The organism is Piscinibacter sp. XHJ-5 (assembly GCF_029855045.1).
Classification (GTDB): Bacteria; Pseudomonadota; Gammaproteobacteria; order Burkholderiales; family Burkholderiaceae_C; genus Albitalea.
This window is the reverse complement of record NZ_CP123228.1, coordinates 5770427-5792573: the sequence shown is the minus strand read 5'-3', so window position 1 is coordinate 5792573 and position 22147 is coordinate 5770427. Positions and strand designations below refer to the sequence as shown.

Annotated in this window: 19 protein-coding genes and 1 pseudogene; 11 read left to right on the top strand and 9 right to left on the bottom strand. The window is 69.9% G+C overall.

Translation table 11 applies throughout. From position 1 onward, the window contains the following. The first annotated feature begins 23 nt into the window (after positions 1 to 23). The 4 genes from P7V53_RS27420 to P7V53_RS27405 all read left to right on the top strand — a co-directional run bounded on the left by P7V53_RS27420 (position 24) and on the right by P7V53_RS27405 (position 5713). Positions 24 to 656, top strand: a complete 633-nt coding sequence (locus tag P7V53_RS27420) for an NAD(P)H-dependent oxidoreductase (RefSeq protein WP_280152655.1) — start codon at positions 24 to 26, stop codon at positions 654 to 656. Continuing rightward, the gene (kefC, locus tag P7V53_RS27415) at positions 656 to 2521 is read left to right on the top strand and encodes a glutathione-regulated potassium-efflux system protein KefC (RefSeq protein WP_280152654.1); all 1866 of its coding nucleotides are present in this window, start codon (positions 656 to 658) and stop codon (positions 2519 to 2521) included. The genes P7V53_RS27420 and kefC overlap by 1 nt, the downstream gene beginning before the upstream one ends. A 67-nt stretch (positions 2522 to 2588) precedes the next feature. Next, complete coding sequence (locus P7V53_RS27410) at positions 2589 to 5405, top strand: serine/threonine-protein kinase (RefSeq protein ID WP_280152653.1); 2817 nt, start codon at positions 2589 to 2591, stop codon at positions 5403 to 5405. Further along, positions 5402 to 5713 carry a hypothetical protein gene (locus P7V53_RS27405; protein ID WP_280152652.1) on the top strand — a complete coding sequence of 104 codons (312 nt, stop codon included), beginning with the start codon at positions 5402 to 5404 and terminating at the stop codon, positions 5711 to 5713. The genes P7V53_RS27410 and P7V53_RS27405 overlap by 4 nt, the downstream gene beginning before the upstream one ends. Before the next feature lie 6 nt (positions 5714 to 5719). Here P7V53_RS27405 and P7V53_RS27400 read toward each other — a convergent pair whose 3' ends face one another. Beyond that, positions 5720 to 6478 (bottom strand): sulfite exporter TauE/SafE family protein, encoded by a 759-nt coding sequence (locus P7V53_RS27400; protein ID WP_280156631.1) that lies wholly within the window; start codon positions 6476 to 6478, stop codon positions 5720 to 5722. A gap of 35 nt (positions 6479 to 6513) precedes the next feature. Here P7V53_RS27400 and P7V53_RS27395 point away from each other — a divergent pair, with 35 nt between their 5' ends. Next, positions 6514 to 6945 carry a DUF1841 family protein gene (locus P7V53_RS27395; protein ID WP_280152651.1) on the top strand — a complete coding sequence of 144 codons (432 nt, stop codon included), beginning with the start codon at positions 6514 to 6516 and terminating at the stop codon, positions 6943 to 6945. Positions 6946 to 6954: 9 nt separating this feature from the next. On the opposite strand, the gene panC is transcribed toward P7V53_RS27395, so the two are convergent. The 5 genes and pseudogenes from panC to P7V53_RS27370 form a co-directional block, all read right to left on the bottom strand. After that, positions 6955 to 7782, bottom strand: a complete 828-nt coding sequence (gene panC / locus P7V53_RS27390; protein ID WP_280152650.1) for a pantoate--beta-alanine ligase — start codon at positions 7780 to 7782, stop codon at positions 6955 to 6957. A 1-nt stretch (position 7783) separates the two neighbouring features. Next, complete coding sequence (panB, locus tag P7V53_RS27385; RefSeq protein ID WP_280152649.1) at positions 7784 to 8590, bottom strand: 3-methyl-2-oxobutanoate hydroxymethyltransferase; 807 nt, start codon at positions 8588 to 8590, stop codon at positions 7784 to 7786. Further along, positions 8587 to 9569, bottom strand: a pseudogene (gene bioB, locus P7V53_RS27380) (biotin synthase BioB). The gene panB and the pseudogene bioB overlap by 4 nt, the downstream one beginning before the upstream one ends. A 47-nt stretch (positions 9570 to 9616) precedes the next feature. After that, a complete protein-coding gene (locus P7V53_RS27375; protein ID WP_280156630.1) occupies positions 9617 to 10438 on the bottom strand; it encodes a ScpA family protein in 822 nt (273 codons plus the stop codon). A 70-nt stretch (positions 10439 to 10508) separates the two neighbouring features. Beyond that, positions 10509 to 10709, bottom strand: a complete 201-nt coding sequence (locus tag P7V53_RS27370) for a DUF3460 family protein (protein ID WP_280152648.1) — start codon at positions 10707 to 10709, stop codon at positions 10509 to 10511. A gap of 53 nt (positions 10710 to 10762) precedes the next feature. On the opposite strand from P7V53_RS27370, the gene P7V53_RS27365 reads away from it, so the two are divergent. Further along, positions 10763 to 12244, top strand: a complete 1482-nt coding sequence (locus P7V53_RS27365) for a CYTH and CHAD domain-containing protein (RefSeq protein WP_280152647.1) — start codon at positions 10763 to 10765, stop codon at positions 12242 to 12244. On the opposite strand, the gene P7V53_RS27360 is transcribed toward P7V53_RS27365, so the two are convergent. The 3 genes from P7V53_RS27360 to metG form a co-directional block, all read right to left on the bottom strand. Next, entirely contained in the window at positions 12222 to 13931 is a 1710-nt protein-coding gene (locus tag P7V53_RS27360; protein ID WP_280152646.1) for a SulP family inorganic anion transporter, read from the bottom strand. The genes P7V53_RS27365 and P7V53_RS27360 overlap by 23 nt on opposite strands. A 137-nt stretch (positions 13932 to 14068) precedes the next feature. Then, the gene (locus P7V53_RS27355; protein WP_280152645.1) at positions 14069 to 14920 is read right to left on the bottom strand and encodes a Kdo hydroxylase family protein; all 852 of its coding nucleotides are present in this window, start codon (positions 14918 to 14920) and stop codon (positions 14069 to 14071) included. Positions 14921 to 15001: 81 nt separating this feature from the next. Beyond that, complete coding sequence (metG, locus tag P7V53_RS27350; protein ID WP_280152644.1) at positions 15002 to 17059, bottom strand: methionine--tRNA ligase; 2058 nt, start codon at positions 17057 to 17059, stop codon at positions 15002 to 15004. Positions 17060 to 17227: 168 nt separating this feature from the next. Here metG and apbC point away from each other — a divergent pair, with 168 nt between their 5' ends. The 5 genes from apbC to P7V53_RS27325 are packed head-to-tail and all read left to right on the top strand — an operon-like array spanning position 17228 to position 22062. Beyond that, a complete protein-coding gene (apbC, locus tag P7V53_RS27345; RefSeq protein WP_280152643.1) occupies positions 17228 to 18319 on the top strand; it encodes an iron-sulfur cluster carrier protein ApbC in 1092 nt (363 codons plus the stop codon). Continuing rightward, positions 18320 to 18808: a DUF3305 domain-containing protein gene (locus P7V53_RS27340; protein ID WP_280152642.1), complete on the top strand. Its 489-nt coding sequence runs from the start codon at positions 18320 to 18322 to the stop codon at positions 18806 to 18808. Next, a complete protein-coding gene (locus P7V53_RS27335; protein WP_280152641.1) occupies positions 18805 to 19386 on the top strand; it encodes a DUF3306 domain-containing protein in 582 nt (193 codons plus the stop codon). Before P7V53_RS27340 ends, P7V53_RS27335 begins: the two co-directional genes overlap by 4 nt. After that, on the top strand, positions 19310 to 21442 hold the full coding sequence (locus P7V53_RS27330; protein ID WP_280152640.1) for a 4Fe-4S dicluster domain-containing protein: 2133 nt from the start codon (positions 19310 to 19312) through the stop codon (positions 21440 to 21442). The genes P7V53_RS27335 and P7V53_RS27330 overlap by 77 nt, the downstream gene beginning before the upstream one ends. Beyond that, positions 21439 to 22062 (top strand): molecular chaperone TorD family protein, encoded by a 624-nt coding sequence (locus tag P7V53_RS27325; protein WP_280152639.1) that lies wholly within the window; start codon positions 21439 to 21441, stop codon positions 22060 to 22062. The genes P7V53_RS27330 and P7V53_RS27325 overlap by 4 nt, the downstream gene beginning before the upstream one ends. Positions 22063 to 22147 lie beyond the last annotated feature (85 nt).

Genomic DNA, 22147 nt, shown 5'->3' with positions numbered 1-22147 from the left:
GGGATATCGAGACGAACCCCGCCATGAACGAACCCCAAGACACGCGTGCCGACGTGCTGGTGCTGCTGGCACATCCGGCGATGGAGCAGTCGCGCGTGAACCGCCGGCTGCTGAAGGCTGCGCGCAGCGCCGGGCCGCGGGTGCAGGTGCGCGACCTGTACGCGCTGTATCCCGACTACCTGATCGATGCCGAGGCCGAGCAGGCGCGGCTGGCCGCCGCCCGGCTCATCGTGTGGCAGCACCCGATCCACTGGTACGGCCCACCGCCGCTCATGAAGCTCTGGCTGGACGAGGTGCTGTCGTTCGGCTGGGCATACGGTCCGGGAGGCGACGCGCTGCATGGCAAGGACGTCTGGCTGGTCGGCTCCACCGGCGGTCCCCAGGATTCGTACCGGCCCGACAGCTACAACCGCTACTTCTTCGACGCCTTCCTGCCGCCCTACGAACAGAGCGCCGCGCTGTGCGGGCTGCGCTTCCTGCCGCCGCTGATGCTCCACGGGGCGCATCGCGTCGGCGAGGAGGAGCTGGCCGCCCATGCCGACGTGTATGCGCAGCGCCTGGCCGCCTATCCCGACTGGCCCGAGATCGAGGAGATGGGCAGCTGCCCGGAATGCGAGGTACCGGCCAGCGCACGGCCGGCGATGGAGGCCGCGTGATGGAACACGGCACCTGGCTGCACGGCACGCTGGTCTACCTGGCGGCGGCCGTCATCGCTGTTCCGCTCGCACGGGTGGTGGGACTGAGCTCGATCATCGGGTACCTGGGCGCCGGCATCCTCATCGGGCCGTGGGGCCTCAAGCTGGTCACCGATGCTCAGGACATGCTGCACTTCGCCGAATTCGGCGTGGTGCTCATGCTGTTCCTCGTCGGCCTCGAGCTCGAGCCGCGCCGGCTCTGGGCGCTGCGCCGTCCGATCTTCGGCTGGGGCAGCGTGCAGCTGTTCGGCTCGGCAGCGCTGATGACAGGCGCCGGCGTGCTGGCCGGCGCCGACTGGCGTCTCGCACTGGTGGCCGGCGTGGGACTGGCGATGTCGTCCACGGCGATCGGGCTGGGCGTTCTGGCCGAGCGCAACCTGATGCCGACGACCTCGGGGCAGAGCATCCTCAGCGTCGCCCTGTTGCAGGACGTCGCAGCCATCCCGATCCTGGCACTGGTGCCGCTGCTGGCAGTCGGCGTGCACGCGGCGCAAGCGGCCGACACGGGTGGCTGGTGGGATGCGGCCAAGGTCGTCGGCGTCATCGCCGCGATCGTGCTCGGCGGCCGTCTGCTGCTGCGCCCGGCCCTGCGCTGGATCGCGCGCAGCGAGACGCCGGAGATCTTCACAGCAGCATCGCTGCTGCTGGTCATCGCCACGGCGGCGCTCATGCAGGCAGTCGGCCTGTCGATGGCGCTGGGCGCCTTCCTCGCCGGCGTGCTGCTCGCCGAGAGCGAATACCGGCGCGAGCTCGAAACCGACCTGGAGCCGTTCAAGGGACTGCTGCTGGGGCTGTTCTTCATCGCCGTCGGCATGACCATCGACTTCGCCGTGGTCCTGGCGCGACCGGGACTGGTCGCGCTGCTGGTGGCGGGCTTCCTGCTGCTGAAGGCCGCGGTGCTGTGGACGATGGCGCGGGTGATGCCGCTGCCGCGGCAGGAGCGGCCGGTGTTCATCATCCTGCTCGCCCAAGGCGGCGAATTCGGGTTCGTCGTGTTCCAGACCGCGGCGCAGGCGGGCGTCATCGATGCACCGGCAAGCTCGCTGCTGGTCGCGGTGGTGGCGATCTCGATGCTGCTGACGCCGCTGGTGCTGAAGGCCGCCGACCGCTGGTGGATCCCGCGCCTGGCCGGCTCGCGGCGCACCGACCTGCCGGAGATCAGCGAACCGCAGCACGAGGCGGTAATCATCGCCGGCTTCGGCCGCTACGGCCAGATCGTCGGCCGCCTGCTCTACGCCAACGGCATCACGCCGACCGTGCTCGACCACGACGCCGAGCAGATCGAGGCGATGCGCCGCTTCGGCTGGCCGGTGTTCTACGGCGACGCGACGCGGCTGGACCTGCTGCGCATCGCCGGGGCCGACAAGGCGCGGGTGCTGGTGCTGGCGATCGACGACGTCGACCAGAGCATCGAGATCGCCAGGATGGCCCGCCAGCACTTCTCGCAGCTCGCCCTCGTCGCCCGCGCGCGCAACGTCCAGCACTTCTACGCGCTGCGCGATGCCGGCGTCGAGCTGATCGAGCGCGAGACGCTCGACTCGGCGCTGATGACCGGGCGCAGCGCGCTCGAGCTGCTCGGCTGGGAGGCGCACCACGCGCGCACGCTGGCCCTGCGCTTTCGCCGCCACAACGTCACGCAGGTGCTGGCCATGGCACCGCACTGGAAGGACGAGGCCAAGCTGATCACCGCCGCCAAGCAGGGCCGCCGTCAGCTCGAGGAACAGTTCGCCCAGGAACGCGAGCAGGCGCAACGGCGCAAGCTGCAGGCGGGATGGGCCGGACGAACCGAGCCGGCCGGAACGATGTCACGCGCAGATCGAACTTGATGCCGCCGCTGTCCTACCCAGGGGGTGGCCTTTCGTATATGGTTTCGCCCGCCAACGGAGGAGCCCTATGCCGCAGCAGTCACCCCAAGCCGGAACGGCCGCCGTTCCCGGCATCGGTGACGCTGGCGATCCGGCGCTGACGCTGGGCGGCGGACAGGCGCGCCGCTTCGTCGTCGGCAAGACCGAGTGGGCGCGGCTCAGTCCCTTGCTCGACGAGCTGCTCGACCTGCCGACCTCCGAGCGCGAGCACCGCCAGGAGGCGTTGCGCCGCGAGGATCCGCAGAGCGCACAGGCGCTTGCGATGCTGCTCGGACAGCTCGATGCCGTCGAGCGCAGCGACTTCCTCAGCCGACCCCCCTCCCTGCCCGAGACCGCGGGCCTGGCCGGCGAGACGGTCGGCGCCTACACGATCGTTCGCGAGCTGGGGCAAGGCGGCATGGGCAGCGTCTGGCTGGCGCGCCGCACCGACGGCCGCTACGAAGGCAGCGTCGCCATCAAGTTCCTCAACCTCGGACTGCGCTCGCGCGGCCTGGCCGAGCGCTTCTCGCGCGAAGGCAGCATCCTGGCCCGCCTGGCGCATCCCAACATCGCTCGGCTGATCGACGCCGGCGTCGAGCCGCGCGGGCGTCCCTACCTGGTGCTCGAGTACATCGACGGCGAGCCGATCGACCGCTACTGCGAAGCCCGCTCGCTGGACGTCGCCGCCCGCGTTCGCGTCTTCCTCGATGTGCTGGCCGCGGTGGCGCATGCCCACAACCGGCTGATCCTGCACCGCGACATCAAGCCGTCGAACATCCTCGTGACGCCGGCGGGCGAAGTGAAGCTGCTCGACTTCGGCATCGCCAAGCTGATGGACGACGCCTCTGTACCGACGTCGGCCACCGAGCTGACGCGGCTGGACGGCAATGCCTTCACGCCGCAGTTCGCGGCGCCCGAGCAGGTGCAGGGCGGCGACGTGACCACGGCCACCGACGTCTACGCGCTGGGCGTGCTGCTGTACGTGCTGCTCGGCGGCAGCCATCCGACGCCCAGCCCGTCGGGCACACCGGTGGACCAGATGCGGGCGGTGGTCGAGATCGAGCCGCGGCGCCTGTCGGATGCGGTGGGCCGGCGGCTTCACGGCGACCCCGCCGGCCGCAGGTTCGCGCGCCAGCTCCGCGGCGACCTCGACAACATCGTCGCCAAGGCCTTGAAGAAGTCTCCCGCCGAGCGCTACGCCAACGCGGCAGCCTTCGCCGACGACCTGCGTCGCTACCTCGCTGACGAGCCCGTGGCGGCGCGCCGCGACGCGCTGTCGTACCGGACCGCGAAGTTCGTTCGCCGGCATCGCGCGGGCGTCGCGGCGGCGTGCGTCGTCGTCGCGACCATCGCCGGCGGCATCGGGGTGGCGCTGTGGCAGGCGGGGGAGGCGCGCCGCCAGCAGATCCAGGCCGAAGGCCTCATCGAATTCATGCTGGGCGACCTGCGCCGCAAGCTGCAGCCGGTGGGACGCCTGGACGTGCTCGACGCCGTCGGAGAAAAGGCGCTGGCGTACTACGCGACCCAGGGCAGCGGGCGGCTCGATGCCGATTCGCTCGGCCGCCGTTCGCGCGCGCTGCACCTGATCGGCGAGATCCATGAGAAGCGCGGACGGCTCGACGATGCGCAGGCCGCCTTCGAAGCCGCCGTGCGCACCACCGGGCAACTGCTCGAGCGGGCGCCGAACGACGGGCAGCGCATCTTCGACCATGCCCAGAGCGTGTACTGGGTGGGCTACATCGCGCGGCGGCGCGGCCAGCTGAAGCAGGCGGAGGATTCGTTCGGCCGCTATCTCGACCTGGCGCAGCGCCTCAGCCGCCTGGATCCGCGCAACCTCGACTGGCGACTCGAAACCTTCTACGCCGGCCAGAACGTCGGCATCGTCTACCTCGACACCGGCCAGGCCGAGCAGGCGCTGCGTTCCTTCGTCGATGCACAGCGTGCCATGGAGAGCATCGTGCAGGCGCGGCCCGAGCACCGGCTCGAGCTGGCCAATTCGCACGGCTGGATCGCCCGTGCCCATGACGCACGTGGCGATTTCGCGGCAGCCATCGCGGCCGAGCAGGCCAAGGTCGACGTCCTGCGCGCGGTGCCCGACGCGCGCCTGAATCGCGAGGTGCAGCGGCTGCTGGGCAACGCCGCGTTCGAGCTGGGGCGACTGCACCTGTCGCTCGGCGATGCGCCACTCGCGCTGCGAGAAGCGCGCAGCGCGGTGGAGCAGCTGGACGCGCTGGTGGCGCTCGACTCGACGAACCTGCTGTGGCTGGATCAGGGCTGCTTCGCGCGGCTCAGCCTGGCCGGCATCGAGCTCGCACTGCGCCATCGCGACGCAGCGCAGGCCGAGCTCGATCGCGTGGCGTCCGACATCGGGCGCATCGTGGCCGCAGGTCCGCCCTACACCCGCCGGCAGATGCTCCTGCTCGCCTGGCTGTACGAGCTGCGGGCCGGCGTGGCGCTGGCCGGCGGTGCTGCGCTGCCCACGGCGCCGGTGACGTCCTACCTGGCGGCGATCGCCGCGCAGCAGGCCTCGGGCACCCCGCTCGACGCCGTGCAGGCGCGCCAGCTGTCGGCGCTCAACCTGCTCCTGGGCGACTGGATGTCCCGCGAAGGCCGGCCCGAGGCGGCCGAGGCGCAGTGGCGCGCCGTGGCCGAGCGCCTTCGCCCCGTCGCCGCGAAGGCGAGCGCGCCGGCGTTGACCCTGCTGGCCCGGGCCGAGCTGCGCCTCGGCGCCAGCGACGCGGCCGCCGCACTGGCCACCCGAATTCAAGCCTCTCCCTACCGGCACCCCGACCTTGCCGCACTTGTCAACGAGCTCGCCGATGGACCGGGGCCACGGCGGCACATCAATCCAAGGAAAAAGCCATGAGTCAAGTCGCAGTCAGGGTCAACGGCGATCAGGTCAGCGTCGACATCGATGACCTGAAGATGGGCAAGCTGAAGAACGAGACCATCAAGTGGAACCTGCAGACCCAGGGGTGGACGTTCCCGAGCGACGGCATCGTCATCCACGACAACGACGGGCAGTTCACCGACTTCAAGGTGAACGGCGGCGGCAAGGTGTTCTCGTGCGTCGATGCGAACACCAACACCAAGAACTACAAGTACGACGTCAAGGTGACCGACGGCAAGCGGGTGCTCGTGCTCGATCCGACCATCGGCAACGAAGGGCCTTGAGCAGCCTCACTTCAACCCGTCCCACAGAAGCTTTGCGCCGGTGAGGAACATCCCGGCATAGGCCAGTCGATAGAACCAGGCGGACGCGATCCGCCTGGTGAGCCACACGCCCAGCCACACCCCCACCGGTGCCAGCGGCAGCAGCACCAGCGAGGTCGACAGGTTGCGCATGTCGATGAGACCGAGCCAGGCATACGGGATCCACTTGGACAGGTTCACCGCCCCGAAGAACACCGCCATCGTGGCAGCGAAGGTGACCGGCGGCAGTCGCAGCGGCAGCACGTAGGCGCTGATCGGCGGGCTGCCGGCATGCGCCACGAAGCTGGTGAAGCCCGAAGCGATGCCGAGCACGAAGCCCAGCGCGCGCGGCGGCGGCGGTGCGTCGGCGCGCGGCGGAAACACCAGGCGCTGCGCCAGGAACAGAAGCGTGAGTCCGCCGACCAGCCCCGCCACGGTCTTCGTCGACAGCACGCCGAAGAGCACCGTGCCGACCACGGTGCCGATCAGGCCCGCCGGCAGCAGCAGGCGAAGCAGCGCGCTATCGCGATCCCGCCACAGCTGCTGCAGGCCGGTCGCGTCCATCACCAGCAGCAGCGGCAGCATGATGGCGGCGGCCTGCGGCACCGGCACGACGAGGGCCAGCAGCGGCGTCGCGAGCGAGCCGAAGCCGCCGAGGAAGCCGCTCTTGGCCAGTCCCATCAGCAACACGGCCGGCACCGCGAGCGCGTAAAAGGCCGGGTCGTCGATCAGCGGCAGGTTGGACAAGGGCAAGGGGATCGAGGGAAGGCGACAATTCTGCGATGTTTGCCCCTTCCCAGACCGACGTGAGGCGATTCTTCTGCGACGCCTTTCGCAAGCAACGCGACGCTGTGCCGATGACACCGTTGGAGGCGATGGCGTCCGACTGGATCGCCGCGCATCCCGAATACCACGCCGACCTGGCCGACGCGGACGCCGCGCTGGCGGCGGTGTTCGACGTCGAGGCCGGGCGCACCAATCCGTTTCTTCACCTGTCGATGCACTTGTCGATCAGCGAGCAGGTCAGCATCGACCAGCCGCGCGGCATCAAGCAGGCCTTCGAACTGCTCGCCGCCCGGCGCGGCTCCGCGCACGAGGCGCAGCACGAGGTGATGGAATGCCTGGGCGAGATGATGTGGGCGTCGCAGCGAAGCGGTTTGCCGCCGGACGGGGAGAAGTACATCGAGTGCGTGCGCCGGCGCGCCACGCGCTGATCCCCGAAGTCACACCTCGACGTTGTCGATCAGCCGCGTCGTCGCCAGCCTGGCTGCCCCCAGCACCACCAGCGGCTCGCCCGCATCGGTCGGGACGCCCAGATCGCTGCGCCGGCGGACCGTGAGGTAGTCGGGTGCCCATCCCCGCGAAGCCAGCGATTCGATCGCCTGCGCTTCCAGGCGATCGCGCTGGTGCGGCGCCTCGCGGTAACGCACCCCCAGGGAGCGAAGCGCGCCCACCAGCTCCACCGCCTTCGCGCGCTGGGCATCGCTGAGGTAGCCGTTGCGCGAAGAGAGCGCGAGCCCGCTGTCGGCACGCCGGGTCTCGCCGGCTTCGATGGCCACGTCCATCGCGAGCTGCTCGACCATGCGGCGGATCACCATCAGCTGCTGGTAGTCCTTCTTGCCGAACACCGCCACCTTCGGCCGCACGCAGCCGAAAAGCTTCATCACGACCGTGCACACGCCGGTGAAGAAGCCGGGACGGAAGTGCCCTTCGAGGATGTCGCCCAGCGCCGGATCGGGCTGCACCTTGAACGCCTGGGGCTGCGGATAGAGCTCGCGCTCGTCGGGCGCGAAGACGATGTCGCATTGCGCGGCCTCGAGCAGCTCGCAGTCACGCTGCAGCGTGCGCGGGTAGCGGTCGAAGTCCTCGTGCGGCGCGAATTGCAGCCGGTTGACGAAGATGCTGGCCACCACCGGCAGGCCGTGGCGGGCGGCCTGGCGCGTGAGGCTCAGATGGCCTTCATGCAGGTTGCCCATGGTCGGCACGAAGGCGCAGCGGCCGGCCTCGGGCAGCAGGGCGCGCAGCTCGGCGATGGTGTGAACGAGGTTCATCTCAGTATGCGTGCAGGTTGTCGTCGGGGAAGCGCCGCGCCTTGACGTCGGCGACATAGCGGGCCACGGCCGCATCGATGGACGGCGCCCCTTCCATGAAGTTGCGCACGAAGCGCGGCAGCTTGCCGCGCGTGACCCCCAGCAGGTCGTGCAGCACCAGCACCTGCCCAGAACACCCGTTGCCCGCGCCGATGCCGATGACCGGCACCCGCAGCGCCTTCGTCACCTCCGCGGCGAGCGTGCCGGGCACCAGCTCGAGCACCAGCATGCCGGCGCCGGCATCGGCGAGCTCGCGCGCCTGGCGCTTCAAGGTGGCGGCGGCCTCCTCGTCGCGTCCCTGCACGCGGTAGCCGCCCAGCGCATGCACCGATTGCGGCGTGAGGCCCAGGTGCGCACACACCGGCACGCCGCGCTCGGTGAGGAAGCGAACCGTATCGGCCGTCCAGCCGCCGCCCTCCAGCTTGACCATCTGCGCGCCGGCCTGCATCAGAGCCACGCTCGACGCCATCGCCTGCTCGGGCGACGACTGGTAGCTGCCGAAAGGCAGGTCGCCGATGAGCCACGCCGCGGGACGGCCCTGCGCCACGCAGCGCACGTGGTACGCCATGTCGGCCAGCGTCACGGGCACCGTGCTCGCGTGGCCTTGCAGCACCATGCCGAGGGAGTCGCCGACCAGCAGGCAGTCGACGCCGGCCTCGTCCAGCACGCGGCCGAACGACGCGTCGTAGCAGGTGAGCATGGCGATCGGCTCGCCCTGGGCGTGCATCTCGCGCAGTCGATGCAGCGTGACCGGCTTGCGCACGCTCATGCGGTCGCTCTCATGCCCAGCTTGCCGAGCAGCATCTGGTCGGCCTGGACGTCGGGATTGCCGGTGGTCAGCAGCTTGTCGCCGTAGAAGATGGAGTTCGCGCCGGCCAGGAAGCACAGCGCCTGCACCGCCTCGCCCATCTGCTGCCGACCGGCGGACAGCCGGACCATCGCCCGCGGCATCGTGATGCGCGCCGCCGCGATGGTGCGCACGAATTCGAACGGATCCAGCGGATCGAGCCCGTGCAGCGGCGTGCCCGCGACCTGCACCAGGTGGTTGATCGGCACCGACTCCGGATACGGCTCCATGTTGGCCAGCTCGGCGATCAGCGCCGCGCGCTGCCGGCGCGACTCGCCCATGCCGACGATGCCGCCGCAGCACACCTTCACGCCGGCGCCGCGCACCTTGCGCAGCGTATCGAGGCGGTCTTCGAATTGCCGCGTGCCGACGATGTCGGCGTACTTGTCCGGCGCGCTGTCGATGTTGTGGTTGTAGTAGTCCAGGCCCGCGTCGCGCAGGCCTCGGCGTGGCCTTCGCCCAGCATGCCCAGCGTGGCGCAGGTCTCCAGCCCCAGCGACTTCACCCCGGCGACCAGCGCGGCGACCTTCTCGATGTCGCGGTCCTTGGGGCCGCGCCAGGCGGCGCCCATGCAGAAGCGTGTCGCGCCAGCCTGCCTGGCGCGACGCGCGGCCTCGAGCACTTCGTCGAGCGCCATCAGCGCCGTGGCGTCGACGCCGGTGTCGAAGTGCGCCGACTGCGGACAGTAGGCGCAGTTCTCGGGGCAGCCGCCGGTCTTGATCGACAGCAGCGTCGACAGCTGCACCGCCGACGGATCGAAGTGCTCCCGGTGCACCGTCTGCGCGCGAAACAGCAGCTCGTTGAAGGGCAGCTCGAACAGCGCCTCGACATCGTCGGTTCGCCAGCGGGCAGTGCCGGAGCACAGGGCGGGGCGATGAAACTGGACAGGCGTGGTTTGCATGTTCAGGGTCCCGCCATGCGATGGCGGCCGCAGGGATGGGAGAGGGGTCAGGACGGCTGGTAGGCCAGCCGCACGTAGATCGGCGCGAAGGCTTCCGCCTGGGTGATCTCCAGCAGGTGCTCGCGCGCCAGCTCCAGCAGCGCGATGAAGGTGACCACCAGCACCGGCGTGCCGCGGCGAACGTCGAACAGGTCTTCGAACTCGACGAAGCGGCGCCCTTGCAGCGTGCGCAACACGATGCTCATGTGCTCGCGCACCGAAAGCTGCTCTCGCGTGATCGTGTGGTGCTGCGTCAGCTTCGCGCGGCGCAGGATGTCGGCCCAGGCCGCGCGCAGTTCGTCGGGATGCACGTCGGGAAAGCGCGGCGTCAGCGACTGCTCGATGACGACCTGCGCGCGCAGGAAATCGCGGCCCAGCACCGGCAGGGCATCCAGCCGCGCGGCGGCCAGCTTGATCTGCTCGTATTCGATGAGGCGGCGCACCAGCTCGGCGCGCGGGTCTTCCGGCTCCTGGCCGTCGGCCGTCTTCTTCGGCGGCAGCAGCATGCGCGACTTGATCTCGATCAGCATCGCCGCCATCAGCAGATATTCGCTGGCCAGCTCGAGGTTGGTCTTGCGGATCTGCTCGACATACGCCAGGTACTGCCGCGTCACGTCGGCCATCGGGATGTCGAGGATGTTGAAGTTCTGCTTGCGGATCAGGTACAGCAGCAGGTCCAGCGGACCTTCGAAGGCCTCGAGGAAGACCTCCAGCGCGTCGGGCGGGATGTACAGGTCCTGCGGCAGCGTGAACAGCGGCTCGCCGTACAGGCGCGCCATCGCGACGCGGTCCACCTCCTCGGGCAGCACCGGCGCGGGGGGCGGCGGCATGTCGGGCACGGCAGGCGGGTAGGCCTGCGTGGTGTTCGCGTCGTCTTTCACGGCAGAACGTCCGCGGTGCTCAGACCTTGGTCTGGTAGACGTAGGGCTGCTGCGCCACGCGGGCTTCGCGGTACTCTTGCTGCGCGTCGCGGTCGATGCGCTTGTCCCACAGCAGGGCCCGCCCGGCGCGCTGCTCGTCCTCGAGCGTCGGCTTCATGGCCTTCAGCTCCTCGATGAACTGCGTGACATCGGACTTGTACGGTTTCCAGAACAGCGGCATGGCGAGTCGGCCCGACAGAAGGTGAAACCGAGGATTTTACGGGGAGCGCAGGGGTGCACGAGGTCGAGCTGAAGTTGCAGGTTCCGGCGGCCTGCCGAAGCGCCGTCGACGCCGAAGTGGCCGGGCGCCATGCGGCGCAGCGCCAACGCCTGCAGGCGGCCTACTTCGACACCGCCGACCGAGCGCTGGCTCGCGCCGGCATGGCGCTGCGCGTGCGGCGCGAGGGACGCCGGTGGATGCAGACGCTGAAAGCCGACGCGGTCGACGGCATGACGCGGTTCGAGCACAACGTGGGCCTGCCGGCGACGACCTCGACCGACACGTTCGCCGATCCGCAACTGCATGCCGGCACGCCGGCGGGCGATCGCCTGCTGGAGGTGCTGCGCGGCGCGCCATCGCCGGCGCTGCAATGCCTGTACCGCACCGACATCCGACGCCGCAGCCGCCGGGTGCGCACCGCGCACGGCACGCTGGAGCTGGCGTTCGACGAAGGCGAGATCGTGGCCGGGCCGCGCCGCCTTCCGGTGTGCGAGCTCGAGATCGAGCTGCTCGCCGGGTCGCCGCAAGCGGTGATCGCCGCCGCGCGGCGCTGGGTGCTGCGCCACCGGCTGTGGCTGGACACCCGCAGCAAGGCCGCGCGGGGCGACCTGCTGGCACGCGGCGAGACGATGACGCCGCCGTGCAAGGCCGCTGCCGTCGAGCTGATGCGCGAGATGTCGCTGGCCGAGGGACGGCGCGCCGTGCTGGGATCCTGCCTGCAACAGATCGTCGCCAACGGCAGCCAGGTGGCGAGCGGCACCTTCGAGGACGAGCACGTGCATCAGCTGCGCATCGGCCTGCGGCGCATGCGCACCGCGCTGCGCGTGTTTCCCGCCGAGGCCACTCCCGCCGCTCTGCCGTTGGAGGCCGCGGTGCTGTTTCGCCGTCTCGGGGCGGCGCGCGACCGAGCCGCCGTCGCCGCGCCGCTGGCCGTGGCGCTGAGCGAGGCCTTGGCGGCCGCAGGACTCGGCTTCGAGGCACCGGCGATGCCTGCGCCGGACGACGCGGCCGATCCGGCAGAGCTGATGCGCCTGGGACCGGCGCAGGCCTTGCTGCTGGAGCTGTTCGCGCAGACCCGGCAGGCCGCCGAGAGCGCGGCCGACGATGCGCCGGAACTTCGCGCCGCGCTGGCCCATCGGATCGGCCGCTGGCACCACAAGGTCCGCGCCGACGCCAAGCGCTTCCACGAGCTCGACGACGTCGGTCGCCACACGCTTCGCAAGCGAGCGAAGACACTGCGCTACGCCATCGAGTTCGCGGCGAGCCTGTTCAAGCCGCGTGCGGTCGAACGCTACCTCAAGCCGTTGCGCAAGCTGCAGGAATGCCTGGGCGAGATCGTGGACGTGATGGTGGCGCTGGACGCCTATCGCAACCGCAGCAGCGAGGATCCGCATGCGCTGTTCGCGCTCGGCTGGCTGGCTGGACGCAAGCAGGAGCTGATCGCGCGAGGCGACAAGCCGGTGCGAAGGTTCCTCAAGGCCGAGGCGTTCTGGTAGGTGAGTGCGTTGCGCCGCCGACGGCAGCCAGCGCCGACGGCAGGTCGGGCAGCAGATGCCCGGCACCGATCTCCTTCTCGAAGCCCGACCGCTGGATCAGGCTGCGCGGCTGCTCGTTGACGTCGCACAGCAGCAGCCGAACGCCTTGCCGCTCCAGCGCGCGCTGAAGCTGGCGCAGCGAGTCGAGGCCCGAGGTGTCGATCAGCACCAGGCGGTGCATCTCCAGCACGACGGCATGCGTGCCAGGCGGCAGCGACTCCGCGACCGCCTCCATCTTCGAGACGGCCCCGAAGAACAGCGCGCCGTACAGCCGCAGCACGTGCACGCCGGCCGGCGCGGCATGGGGCTCGAGGCGGAACAGCGTGCTCATCCGGTAGATGAAGAACACGCAGGCGAGCGCCAGGCCCACCTCGACCGCGACGGTGAGGTCGAAGATCACCGTCAGCAGGAAAGTGCCGACCAGGATGGTGCGGTAGGGCACGCTGAAATGACGCAGCCGTGCGAACTCGTGCCACTCGCCCATGTTCCACGCGACGAAGAGCAGGATGCCGGCGAGCGCGGCGAGCGGCACGTATTCGGCCAGCGGTGCCGCGACCAGCACCACCGCCAGCAGCGTCAGCGCATGCACGATGCCGGCCACGGGGGAGCGCGCGCCGGCCCGCACGTTGGTGACGGTGCGTGCGATGGTGCCGGTGGCGGGAATGCCGCCGAAGGCCGGCACCACCATGTTGGCGAGTCCCTGGGCCATCAGCTCCTGGTTGGGATCGTGGCGAGGCTGCGTCGTCAGGTTGTCGGCGACGCGCGCGCACAGCAGCGACTCGACCGCCCCGAGCAGCGCGATGGTCAGCGTGGGAATGAACAGCTGGCGGGCGCTGTCCCAGCTGAACGGCGGCAATGCGAGCGACGGCAGGCCCTGCGGGATGCCGCCGAAGCGCGAGCCGATGGTCTCCACCGGCAGCTTCAGCACCGCGGCGGCGATGGTGAGCGTCACCAGCGCGAGGATGGGCCCGGGCATGCGCGCCGCAGTGCGCAACGTGATGCCTTCCAGCGCCTTCTGCGGCACCAGCGCGCCGGGCGAGAACAGCCGCGGCCAGACGAACAACCCCGCGGCGCACAGGCCGCCGATCGCGAGCGCATGCGGGTTGAAGGTGTCGAGGTGCGTCGCATACGCGTGGATCTGGGAGAAGAAGTCGCCCGGCAGCTTGTCGATGCGCAGGCCGAGCAGGTCGCGCACCTGCGACAGCGCGATCAGCACGGCGATGCCATTGGTGAATCCGATGATGATGGGCACCGGCATGTAGCGCACCAGCGCGCCCAGCTTCAGCGCGCCCATGGCAAACAGCAGCACGCCGGCGAGCGCGGTGGAGATCAGCAGGTTGGTCAGGCCGTACCGCTGCACGATGCCGAACACGATGACGATGAACGCACCCGCCGGTCCGCCGATCTGCACGCTGGAGCCGCCCAGCGCCGAGATCAGGAAGCCGGCAACGATGGCGGTGAAGATGCCCTGCTCCGGCTTGACGCCCGAGGCGATCGCGAAAGCCATCGCAAGCGGCAGCGCGACGACGCCGACGGTGACGCCGGCGCCCAGGTCGTGGAAGAAGTCGCTGCGCCGATAGCCGCGCAGGTGCTCAAGCAGCCGCGGGCGGAAGGGATGAAGCTGGATCGGCAGACGAGGCAAGGCCATGGAAGCTCCTGGTATCGAAGGACACGGGGTCGTTCGATGCGCAGGGCGGGCCGCAGTGGTGCGCCCGGGCCATGAAGCGGCGTCGCCGCGAGAGCTGCCAGATGCGGGAGTGGCGGGCGATCGTCACGTCGCGAAGTCTATCCGAGGGGACGGTGCAGCAGGCGCTCCAGCGTGCGAAGCGGAGCGGTCTCGGGCCGCTGCATGTCGTCGACGCGCAAGTGGAAGGTCTGCTCGATCAGATGCCGTCCGGTCATGGCGGCGTGCGGTACCTGGTCGCCATAGACGATCCAGGTCGAGCCCGCCGGGAAGACGACCTCCGCCTGGGGGCTGTTGCGCTGGAAGTCCAGATCGGCCTTCGCGTGGTCGTGCAGCTGCAGCATCAGGTGGTCGAACTCCGTGCGGCGGCCGCGCGTGACGGCCAGTGCCCGCAGCAACGCGGCCGATCCGGGCAGTGGCCGGGTCAGCGAGGCGAGGTAGCGGCGCGCATGGGCGGCGAAGGGCTCGCCGACGCGCCACGCATGCGTGCCGCCGGCCGGATCCAGGTTGCAGCACACCAGCAGCTGCCGTGTGCCGCGCGTCGGCCGGGCGGGGTCGGCCGCCACGTGCAACCGTGTGTCGTCGCGGCGCCAGCTCGCTTCGCCGGCGGTCACACCGCAGGACCGCAGCGAGACGGGACCCCGGCGCAGGCAGCCGCGGTAGTGCGGAAACAGGCGCAGCGCCAGCGCCTCGCTGTGCTCGGCGTAGCGCGCGAGCAGCGCGGCCGGCGCGGGCCCGTCCAGCAGCCGGCGGGCTTCGGACTCGGCGAGGGTGAACGGCAGGCTGGCAAAGCCGAGCAGCGCGCCGTCCTCGAGCAGCTCTTCGACCCCGCTGGTCGGCCCGGCGTCCCACTGCGTGTCGGCAAAGCGATGCACCGGCGTGACGCTGGCGGCCGGCCAGTCGGCGCCGCTGGTCTGGTGCGATTCCGACCAGCCGTCGGGTTTGGCGAACACGCTGGTCGACCATCTCGCCCACCGCGCGCGCGCCTTCCGGGACGCGGCGGAGGTGGCGAGCGGCATGAGGGCGATCCCCGGCTAGCGGACGCGCAGACCCGGCGTGGCGCCCGGCCAGGCCTCCAGGATGTAGAGCCCGGGGTTGGCCTTCTCGTCGGCGTGGCTGGCGGCCAGCACCATGCCTTCGCTGACGCCGAACTTCATCTTGCGCGGGGCGAGGTTGGCAACCATCACGGTGTACTTGCCCACCAGGTCCTGCGGCTCGTAGGCGCTGCGGATGCCGCTGAAGACGTTGCGCGGCTTGGGTTCGCCCACGTCGAGCGTCAGCCGAAGCAGCTTGTCGGAGCCGGTCACGTACTCGGCGCCGACGATCTTCGCGATGCGCAGGTCGATCTTCGAGAAGTCGCCGATCGCGATGGTCTCGGCGATCGCCTCGCCGCCGGGCTCGTCGACCGCCGTCGCGTCGACGGGCGCAGGCGGCGGCTCGAACAAGGCGTCGAGCAGCGTCGGGTCGACACGCTGCATCAGGTGCTTGTACTCGCCGATGGTGTGCTGACCGAGCGGCCGATCGACGTCGGCGAAGGCGAGCGGCGCGACGCGCAGGAAAGCTTCGACCTGCGCGGCGAGCGCCGGCAGCACGGGCTTCAGGTAGACCGTGAGCAGGCGGAAGGTCTCGATGCAGACCGAGCACACCTCGTGCAGTCGCGCATCCTGGCCGGCCTGCTTGGCGAGCTCCCAGGGCTTGTTCTGGTCGACGTATTCGTTGACGCGATCGGCCAGCAGCATCACCTCGCGCAGCGCCTTGCCGTACTCGCGCTCCTCGTACAGCCGCTGGATCTCGCGCGACTGCGACATCACCGCATCGATCAGCTTCTGCCCGTCGGCCGCGTGCTGCGCCGTCAGCGTGCCGCCGAAGCGCTTGCTGAGGAATCCGGCGGCGCGGCTGGCGATGTTGATGTACTTGCCGACGAGGTCGCTGTTGACCCGCGCGACGAAGTCGTCGGGATTGAAGTCGACGTCCTCGACCTTGGCGTTGAGCTTGGCGGCGATGTAGTAGCGCAGCCATTCGGCGTTCATCCCGAGCTCGAGGTACTTCAGCGGCGAGATGCCGGTGCCGCGGCTCTTGCTCATCTTCTCGCCGCTGACCGTGATGAAGCCGTGCACGAAGACCTTGTCCGGCGCCTTGCGGCCGGAGAAGTGCAGCATCGCGGGCCAGAACAGGGTGTGGAAGTAGGTGATGTCCTTGCCGATGAAGTGCACCTGCTCGACCGCCGGGTCGGCCATGAAGGCGTCGAAGTCGCGACCGGTCTTGGCGAAGTAGTTCTTCAGCGAGGCCAGGTAGCCGATCGGTGCATCGAGCCAGACATAGAAGTACTTGCCGGGCGCATCGGGAATGTCGATGCCGAAGTAGGGCGCGTCGCGGCTGATGTCCCAGTCGGACAGCCCGCCGTGCCCCTGCTCGTCGACGGCGAACCACTCCTTGATCTTGTTCAGCACCTCGGGCTGCAGCCGGCCGGCATGGCCCGTCCACTGCCTCAGGTAGTCGATGCAGCGCTGCGAGGACAGCTGGAAGAAGTAGTGCTCGCTGGACTTCATGACCGGCGTGGCGCCGGTCAGCGTGGAGTACGGGTTCTTCAGCTCGGTGGGCGCATAGACCGCGCCGCACACCTCGCACGAGTCGCCGTACTGGTCCTTCGCGCCGCAGCGCGGGCATTCGCCCTTGATGTAGCGATCGGGCAGGAACATGCCCTTGACCGGATCGAAGAACTGCTCGATCGAGCGCACCGCGATCAGGCCCTCCTTGCGAAGCGCGCGGTAGATGTCCTTCGCGAGCTCGTGGTTCTCCGGGCCGTCGGTGGAATGCCAGTTGTCGAAGCCGATGTGAAAGCCGTCGAGGTATTGCCTGCGTCCTGCGGCGATCTCCGCGACGAACTCCTGTGGCGTCTTGCCGGCCTTCTCGGCGGCGATCATGATCGGCGCGCCGTGGGCGTCGTCGGCGCAGACGAAGTGCACCTCGTGGCCCTGCATGCGCAGCACCCGCACCCAGATGTCGGCCTGGATGTACTCCATCATGTGGCCGACGTGGAACGGCGCGTTGGCGTAGGGCAGGGCGGTGGTGACGAAGAGCTTGCGCGGCATGGTGCGGCAGCCGGGATGGCGCGGGAAATCCGGGGAAAGCCCGGATTCTAGGCGCCGTGACGCAGTGGCCGCCTGCGGATGGCGGCATGCCGGCGTGTCGCCGGCGGCCGGGCGCCGGCTGTCGTAGACTGGTCCATTCGTCCTCCAGCACCCGCCCTTGCGCCCCCCATGCCCGTCACCGAATCCGCGCTGCTCGAAGCGCTGAAGTCCGTCACCGACCCCAACACCGGCCGCGACTTCGTCTCGGCCAAGCAGCTGAAGAACCTGCGCATCGACGGCGGCGACGTGGCCTTCGACGTCGAGCTCGGCTACCCCGCGAAAAGCCAGGTCGCCGCGCTGCGCAAGGAGCTGATCGCGGCGGCGCGCAGCCTGCCCGGGGTGGAGAACGTGAGCGTCAACCTCGCCACCAGGATCATTCCGCACGCGGTGCAGCGCGGCGTGCAGCTGCTGCCCAACGTGAAGAACATCGTCGCCGTCGCGTCGGGCAAGGGCGGCGTCGGCAAGAGCACCACGGCGGTCAACCTGGCGCTGGCGCTGGCAGCAGAAGGCGCGGCCGTCGGCATCCTCGATGCCGACATCTACGGTCCCAGCCAGCCCATGATGATGGGCATCGAAGGCCGCCCCGAGTCGAACGACGGCAAGACGATGGAGCCGCTCGAGAACTACGGCGTGCAGGTGATGTCGATCGGGTTCCTGGTCGACGCCGACAACCCGATGATCTGGCGCGGTCCCATGGCCACCCAGGCGCTGGAGCAGCTTCTGCGGCAGACCAACTGGGGCGATCTCGACTACCTGATCGTCGACATGCCGCCCGGCACCGGGGACATCCAGCTGACGCTGAGCCAGCGCGTGCCGCTCACCGGCGCGGTGATCGTCACCACGCCCCAGGACATCGCCCTGCTCGACGCGAAGAAGGGCATCAAGATGTTCGAGAAGGTCGGCGTGCCCATCCTCGGCATCGTGGAGAACATGGCGGTGCACGTGTGCGAGAAGTGCGGCCATGTGGAGCACATCTTCGGGGCCGAGGGCGGAAAGAAGCTGGCTGCCGAGTACGGCATGGACTACCTCGGCGCGCTGCCGCTCAACCTGTCGATCCGCGTTCAGGCCGACGGCGGGCGGCCCAGCGTCGTCAGCGACCCCGACGGCGAGATCGCCGGGCTGTACAAGGGCGTCGCGCGCCAGGTCGCGGTGAAGATCGCGCAGCGCGCCAAGGACTTTTCGTCGAAGTTCCCGACCATCAGCATTTCCAAGAACACCTAGATGACAACCGATCGCCCCGCGGTGCAGGTGGCGGTGGTGATGGAGCGCGAAGCCCAGCCCAACCGCTGGGAAGACTGGCGCTTTCGCATCGTCGACGTGGTGATCGACGAAGGCTTCGGCACCGAGGCCCGGGTGCTGCGCGACGACGGCAAGCTGCGCCGCACGCTTCATCCTGCGTTCAGCGTGGAGCTGTTCGACGACGAGGGCGAGGGCTACTACCTGAACCTCAGCTCGGGCGCACCGGTGTGGTTCGTCATGTGGCGGGTCGACGACGAGGATCCCTCGCAGGCGCGTCCCGAGGCGGTCAGCGTGTCCTACAACGAAGCCGGGCGCTGGCTGGACGCCCAGGAGCGCGTCGACAACGTGCCGCTGCCGCTGCCGCTGTGCGGCTGGCTGCAGGCCTACACCGACGAGCACTACCGGCCCGAGCCCAAGCAGCGCAAGCGGCCGGCGTCCTTCCTGCCGCCGGACAAGCGAGGCGCCCGATGAGCGACGAAGGTTTCCTGTCGAGATGGTCCCGCCGCAAGGCCGAGGTGAAGGCCGGCGTCGAGCTGCCGGCCGAGCCGGTGCCGGCCGACCCTGCGGCCGTGCCGCCCTCCGCCGCAACGCTGCCCGCCGAGGCGCCCGAGGCGCCCGAGCCGCCCCCGAAGGATCCGCCGCCGACGATGCAGGACGTGGCCGATCTCACCCCCGGCTCCGACTTCACGCGCTTCGTCACCCGCGACGTCGACCCCGCCGTCAAGAACGCCGCGCTGAAGAAGCTGTTCGCCGATCCGCGCTTCAACATGATGGACGGCCTCGACATCTACATCGACGACTACGGCAAGCCCGACCCGATACCTGCGTCCATGCTGCGCAACATGGCGCAGGCGCAGTTCCTCGGGCTGTTCGAAGAGGAGGCGCAGCCGCCGCCTCCCAAGGCATCCCCCGATGGCGCCGGGGCCCCGCTGGTGACACAGTCTTCGGTTGACCCTTCCGCAGTACCCCCCGATGAAGACACTGATCTGCGACTGCAACAAGACGATGCCGCTGGACCCGGCGGCCCTGGCAAAGGCCCTCCCGCCTGACGCCGGGGACGGGCTGCAGACGCTGCACAGCACGCTGTGCCGACGCGAAGCCGGCGCCTTCCAGCGCGCCGCCAAGAGCGGCGATGACCTGCTGGTCGCCTGCACGCAGGAAAGCCGGCTGTTCCTGGAGCTGAACGCCGAGACCGAAGGCGCGCCCGGCGTGCAGGAGCGGCCGATCCGCTTCGTCAACATCCGCGAGAGCGGCGGCTGGTCCAAGGACGCGAAGCAGGCCACGCCCAAGATTGCCGCGCTGATCGCTGCCGCGCAGCTCCCGCCACCCGATCCGGTGCCGACGGTGAGCTACCGCAGCGGCGGCCGGGTGCTGATCATCGGCGACGCGGCCGCCGCGCAGCGCGCCGCCGCGATGCTCGCCGACAAGCTGGAGGTGAGCCTGCTGCTCACCCGTCCCGGCGGCGAAGTCACGCAGCAGCGCGACTGGCCGGTGCACGCCGGCACCGTGAAGTCGCTGCGCGGCTGGCTGGGGCAGTTCGAAGTCGAATGGGACAGCGGCAACCCCATCGATCTCGACCTGTGCACTCGCTGCAATGCCTGCATCGAGGCCTGTCCGGAATCGGCAATCGACTTCAGCTACCAGATCGACCTCGGTCGCTGCCGCAGCCACCGCGACTGCGTGCGCGTGTGCGAAGCCGCCGGCGCCATCGACTTCGAGCGGGGCCCGCAGACGATGTCGGAGACCTTCGACCTGGTGCTCGATCTGGGCGCGACACCGGTGCTCGCCCTGCACCAGCCGCCGCAAGGCTATTTCCGTGCGGGCACCGATCCGGATCGGCTGGTCGACGCCGTGCTGCAGCTGCGCGAGATGAGCGGCGAGTTCGAGAAGCCCACCTTCTTCCAGTACCGCAGCAAGCTGTGCGCGCACAGCCGCAACGAGCGAGTGGGCTGCAACGCCTGCGTCGAGGTGTGCTCGGCCCAGGCCATCAGCAGCCTGGCGACCGAAGGCGGCGGCATCCGCGTCGAGCCGCACCTCTGCGTCGGCTGCGGCGCCTGCACCACCGTGTGCCCGAGCGGCGCGCTGACCTATGCGACGCCGTCGCCGGATCACCAGGGAAGGCGGCTGCGCACCTTGCTGCAAACCTACCGACGCGCCGGCGGCGCCGCGCCGGCGCTGCTGCTGCACAGCCAGGGCGCCGGCAGCCGGCGGCTCAACGCGCTGGGCCGCGCGGCACGCGTGAGCCCGTCCGTGCGCGGCGTGCCGGCGCGGGTGCTGCCGGTCGACGTCTGGCACACGGCGAGCGTCGGCCTCGATCTGTGGCTGGCCGCCTTCGCCTATGGCGCGTCCGACGTCTGGCTGCTGCTGACCGACGAGGAGGCGCCGGACTACCGCAAGGCGCTGGCGGCGCAGGCCGAAGTGGCCAATGCGCTGATGGAAGGCCTGGGCGCGGCCGGGCGCGTGCGCCTGCTGTTGTCGCGCGACGACGACGACCTGGCCCGCCTCGATGCGGCGCTGCAGGCGCCGCCGGCCGCCGCGGCCACGGTGCCGCCGGCCAGCTTCGCGGTGCAGGCCGACAAGCGCGCCACGCTGGAGCTGGCCATCGATCACCTGCTCTCGCAGGCGCCCGCGCGCGCCGATGCCATCGCGCTGCCGGCGGCCGGCAGTCCGTTCGGCAGCATCACGGTCGATACCGGCAAGTGCACCCTGTGCCTCGCGTGCGTCGGCGCCTGTCCGGAAAGCGCGCTGGGCGACAACCCCGAGCGGCCGCAGCTGCGCTTCATCGAGAAGAACTGCGTGCAGTGCGGCTTGTGCGAGATCACCTGTCCGGAGCAGGCGATCCGCCTGCAGCCGCGCCTGTGGCTGGCCGACGAGGGCAAGGCGCGCAAGCAGCCGCGGGTGCTGAACGAGGTCGAGCCTTACCGCTGCATCCGCTGCGGCAAGCCCTTCGGCACGCTGAAGGCCATCGAGGCGATGATCGTCAAGCTGGCCGGTCACGCCATGTTCCAGGGCGCCGCCGCCGAGCGTCTGCGCATGTGCAGCGACTGCCGCGTGATCGACATCCACACCAGCACCGACGAGTTGAAGATCACCGACATCCGATGAACCAGCCCCTTCGCCTGAGCACCACCGACGACAGCGACGAGCTGGCGCGCGCCGAGGTCTACGGGCTGCTGGCGCAGCTCTTCTACGCGCCGCCCTCGCACGAGCTGTACGAGCAGCTCCAGGTGGCCCCTACTGTCGCGCCCGTGGCGGGCGCCTTTCTCGAATCGAGCTGGACCGACGTCGTCGGCGCGTCGCGGCGCCTCGGGCGCGAGCAGGCGGCCGCTGAATACGACGCGCTGTTCCTGGGCATCGGCAAGCCCGAGGTGTTCCTGTACGGGTCGCATCACCTGGCCGGCGCGCTGAATGAGAAGCCTCTGGTCGCGCTGCGCGACACCTTGGCCGAGCTGGGACTCGAGCGCGCCGAGACGGTGACCGAGACCGAGGACCACATCGCCTACCTGTGCGAGGCGATGCGCTTCCTGATCGCCGGCGACGACGTGGCGGTGAGCAACCTGGCGACGCAGCGCCGCTTCTTCGACACGCACCTGCGCGCATGGGCCGGGGCGATGTGCGAGCAGATCGCCGCGCATCCGGCGGCGGACTTCTATCGGACCGTGGCTCTCTTCGCGCAGGCCTTTTTTGCGGTGGAGTCCCAGGCGTTCGACATGCTCGATGCGTAGAGCGCACGGGAGGCGGGTTTCCCGTTGGGACAGACCCTAATGACCGCATGCAACATGGTGCATAAAGTCCTGATGTCAGCGGGCA

What these genes read in the sequence shown, in the direction of transcription:
- P7V53_RS27420 (WP_280152655.1), top strand. Translation starts at nt 24, where the DNA reads ATGAACGAACCCCAAGACACGCGTGCCGACGTGCTGGTGCTGCTGGCA.
- kefC (WP_280152654.1), top strand. Translation starts at nt 656, where the DNA reads ATGGAACACGGCACCTGGCTGCACGGCACGCTGGTCTACCTGGCGGCG.
- P7V53_RS27410 (WP_280152653.1), top strand. Translation starts at nt 2,589, where the DNA reads ATGCCGCAGCAGTCACCCCAAGCCGGAACGGCCGCCGTTCCCGGCATC.
- P7V53_RS27405 (WP_280152652.1), top strand. Translation starts at nt 5,402, where the DNA reads ATGAGTCAAGTCGCAGTCAGGGTCAACGGCGATCAGGTCAGCGTCGAC.
- P7V53_RS27395 (WP_280152651.1), top strand. Translation starts at nt 6,514, where the DNA reads ATGTTTGCCCCTTCCCAGACCGACGTGAGGCGATTCTTCTGCGACGCC.
- panC (WP_280152650.1), bottom strand. Translation starts at nt 7,782, where the DNA reads ATGAACCTCGTTCACACCATCGCCGAGCTGCGCGCCCTGCTGCCCGAG.
- panB (WP_280152649.1), bottom strand. Translation starts at nt 8,590, where the DNA reads ATGAGCGTGCGCAAGCCGGTCACGCTGCATCGACTGCGCGAGATGCAC.
- P7V53_RS27375 (WP_280156630.1), bottom strand. Translation starts at nt 10,438, where the DNA reads ATGCCGCCGCCCCCCGCGCCGGTGCTGCCCGAGGAGGTGGACCGCGTC.
- P7V53_RS27370 (WP_280152648.1), bottom strand. Translation starts at nt 10,709, where the DNA reads ATGCCGCTGTTCTGGAAACCGTACAAGTCCGATGTCACGCAGTTCATC.
- P7V53_RS27360 (WP_280152646.1), bottom strand. Translation starts at nt 13,931, where the DNA reads ATGGCCTTGCCTCGTCTGCCGATCCAGCTTCATCCCTTCCGCCCGCGG.
- metG (WP_280152644.1), bottom strand. Translation starts at nt 17,059, where the DNA reads ATGCCGCGCAAGCTCTTCGTCACCACCGCCCTGCCCTACGCCAACGCG.
- apbC (WP_280152643.1), top strand. Translation starts at nt 17,228, where the DNA reads ATGCCCGTCACCGAATCCGCGCTGCTCGAAGCGCTGAAGTCCGTCACC.
- P7V53_RS27340 (WP_280152642.1), top strand. Translation starts at nt 18,320, where the DNA reads ATGACAACCGATCGCCCCGCGGTGCAGGTGGCGGTGGTGATGGAGCGC.
- P7V53_RS27335 (WP_280152641.1), top strand. Translation starts at nt 18,805, where the DNA reads ATGAGCGACGAAGGTTTCCTGTCGAGATGGTCCCGCCGCAAGGCCGAG.
- P7V53_RS27330 (WP_280152640.1), top strand. Translation starts at nt 19,310, where the DNA reads ATGAAGACACTGATCTGCGACTGCAACAAGACGATGCCGCTGGACCCG.
- P7V53_RS27325 (WP_280152639.1), top strand. Translation starts at nt 21,439, where the DNA reads ATGAACCAGCCCCTTCGCCTGAGCACCACCGACGACAGCGACGAGCTG.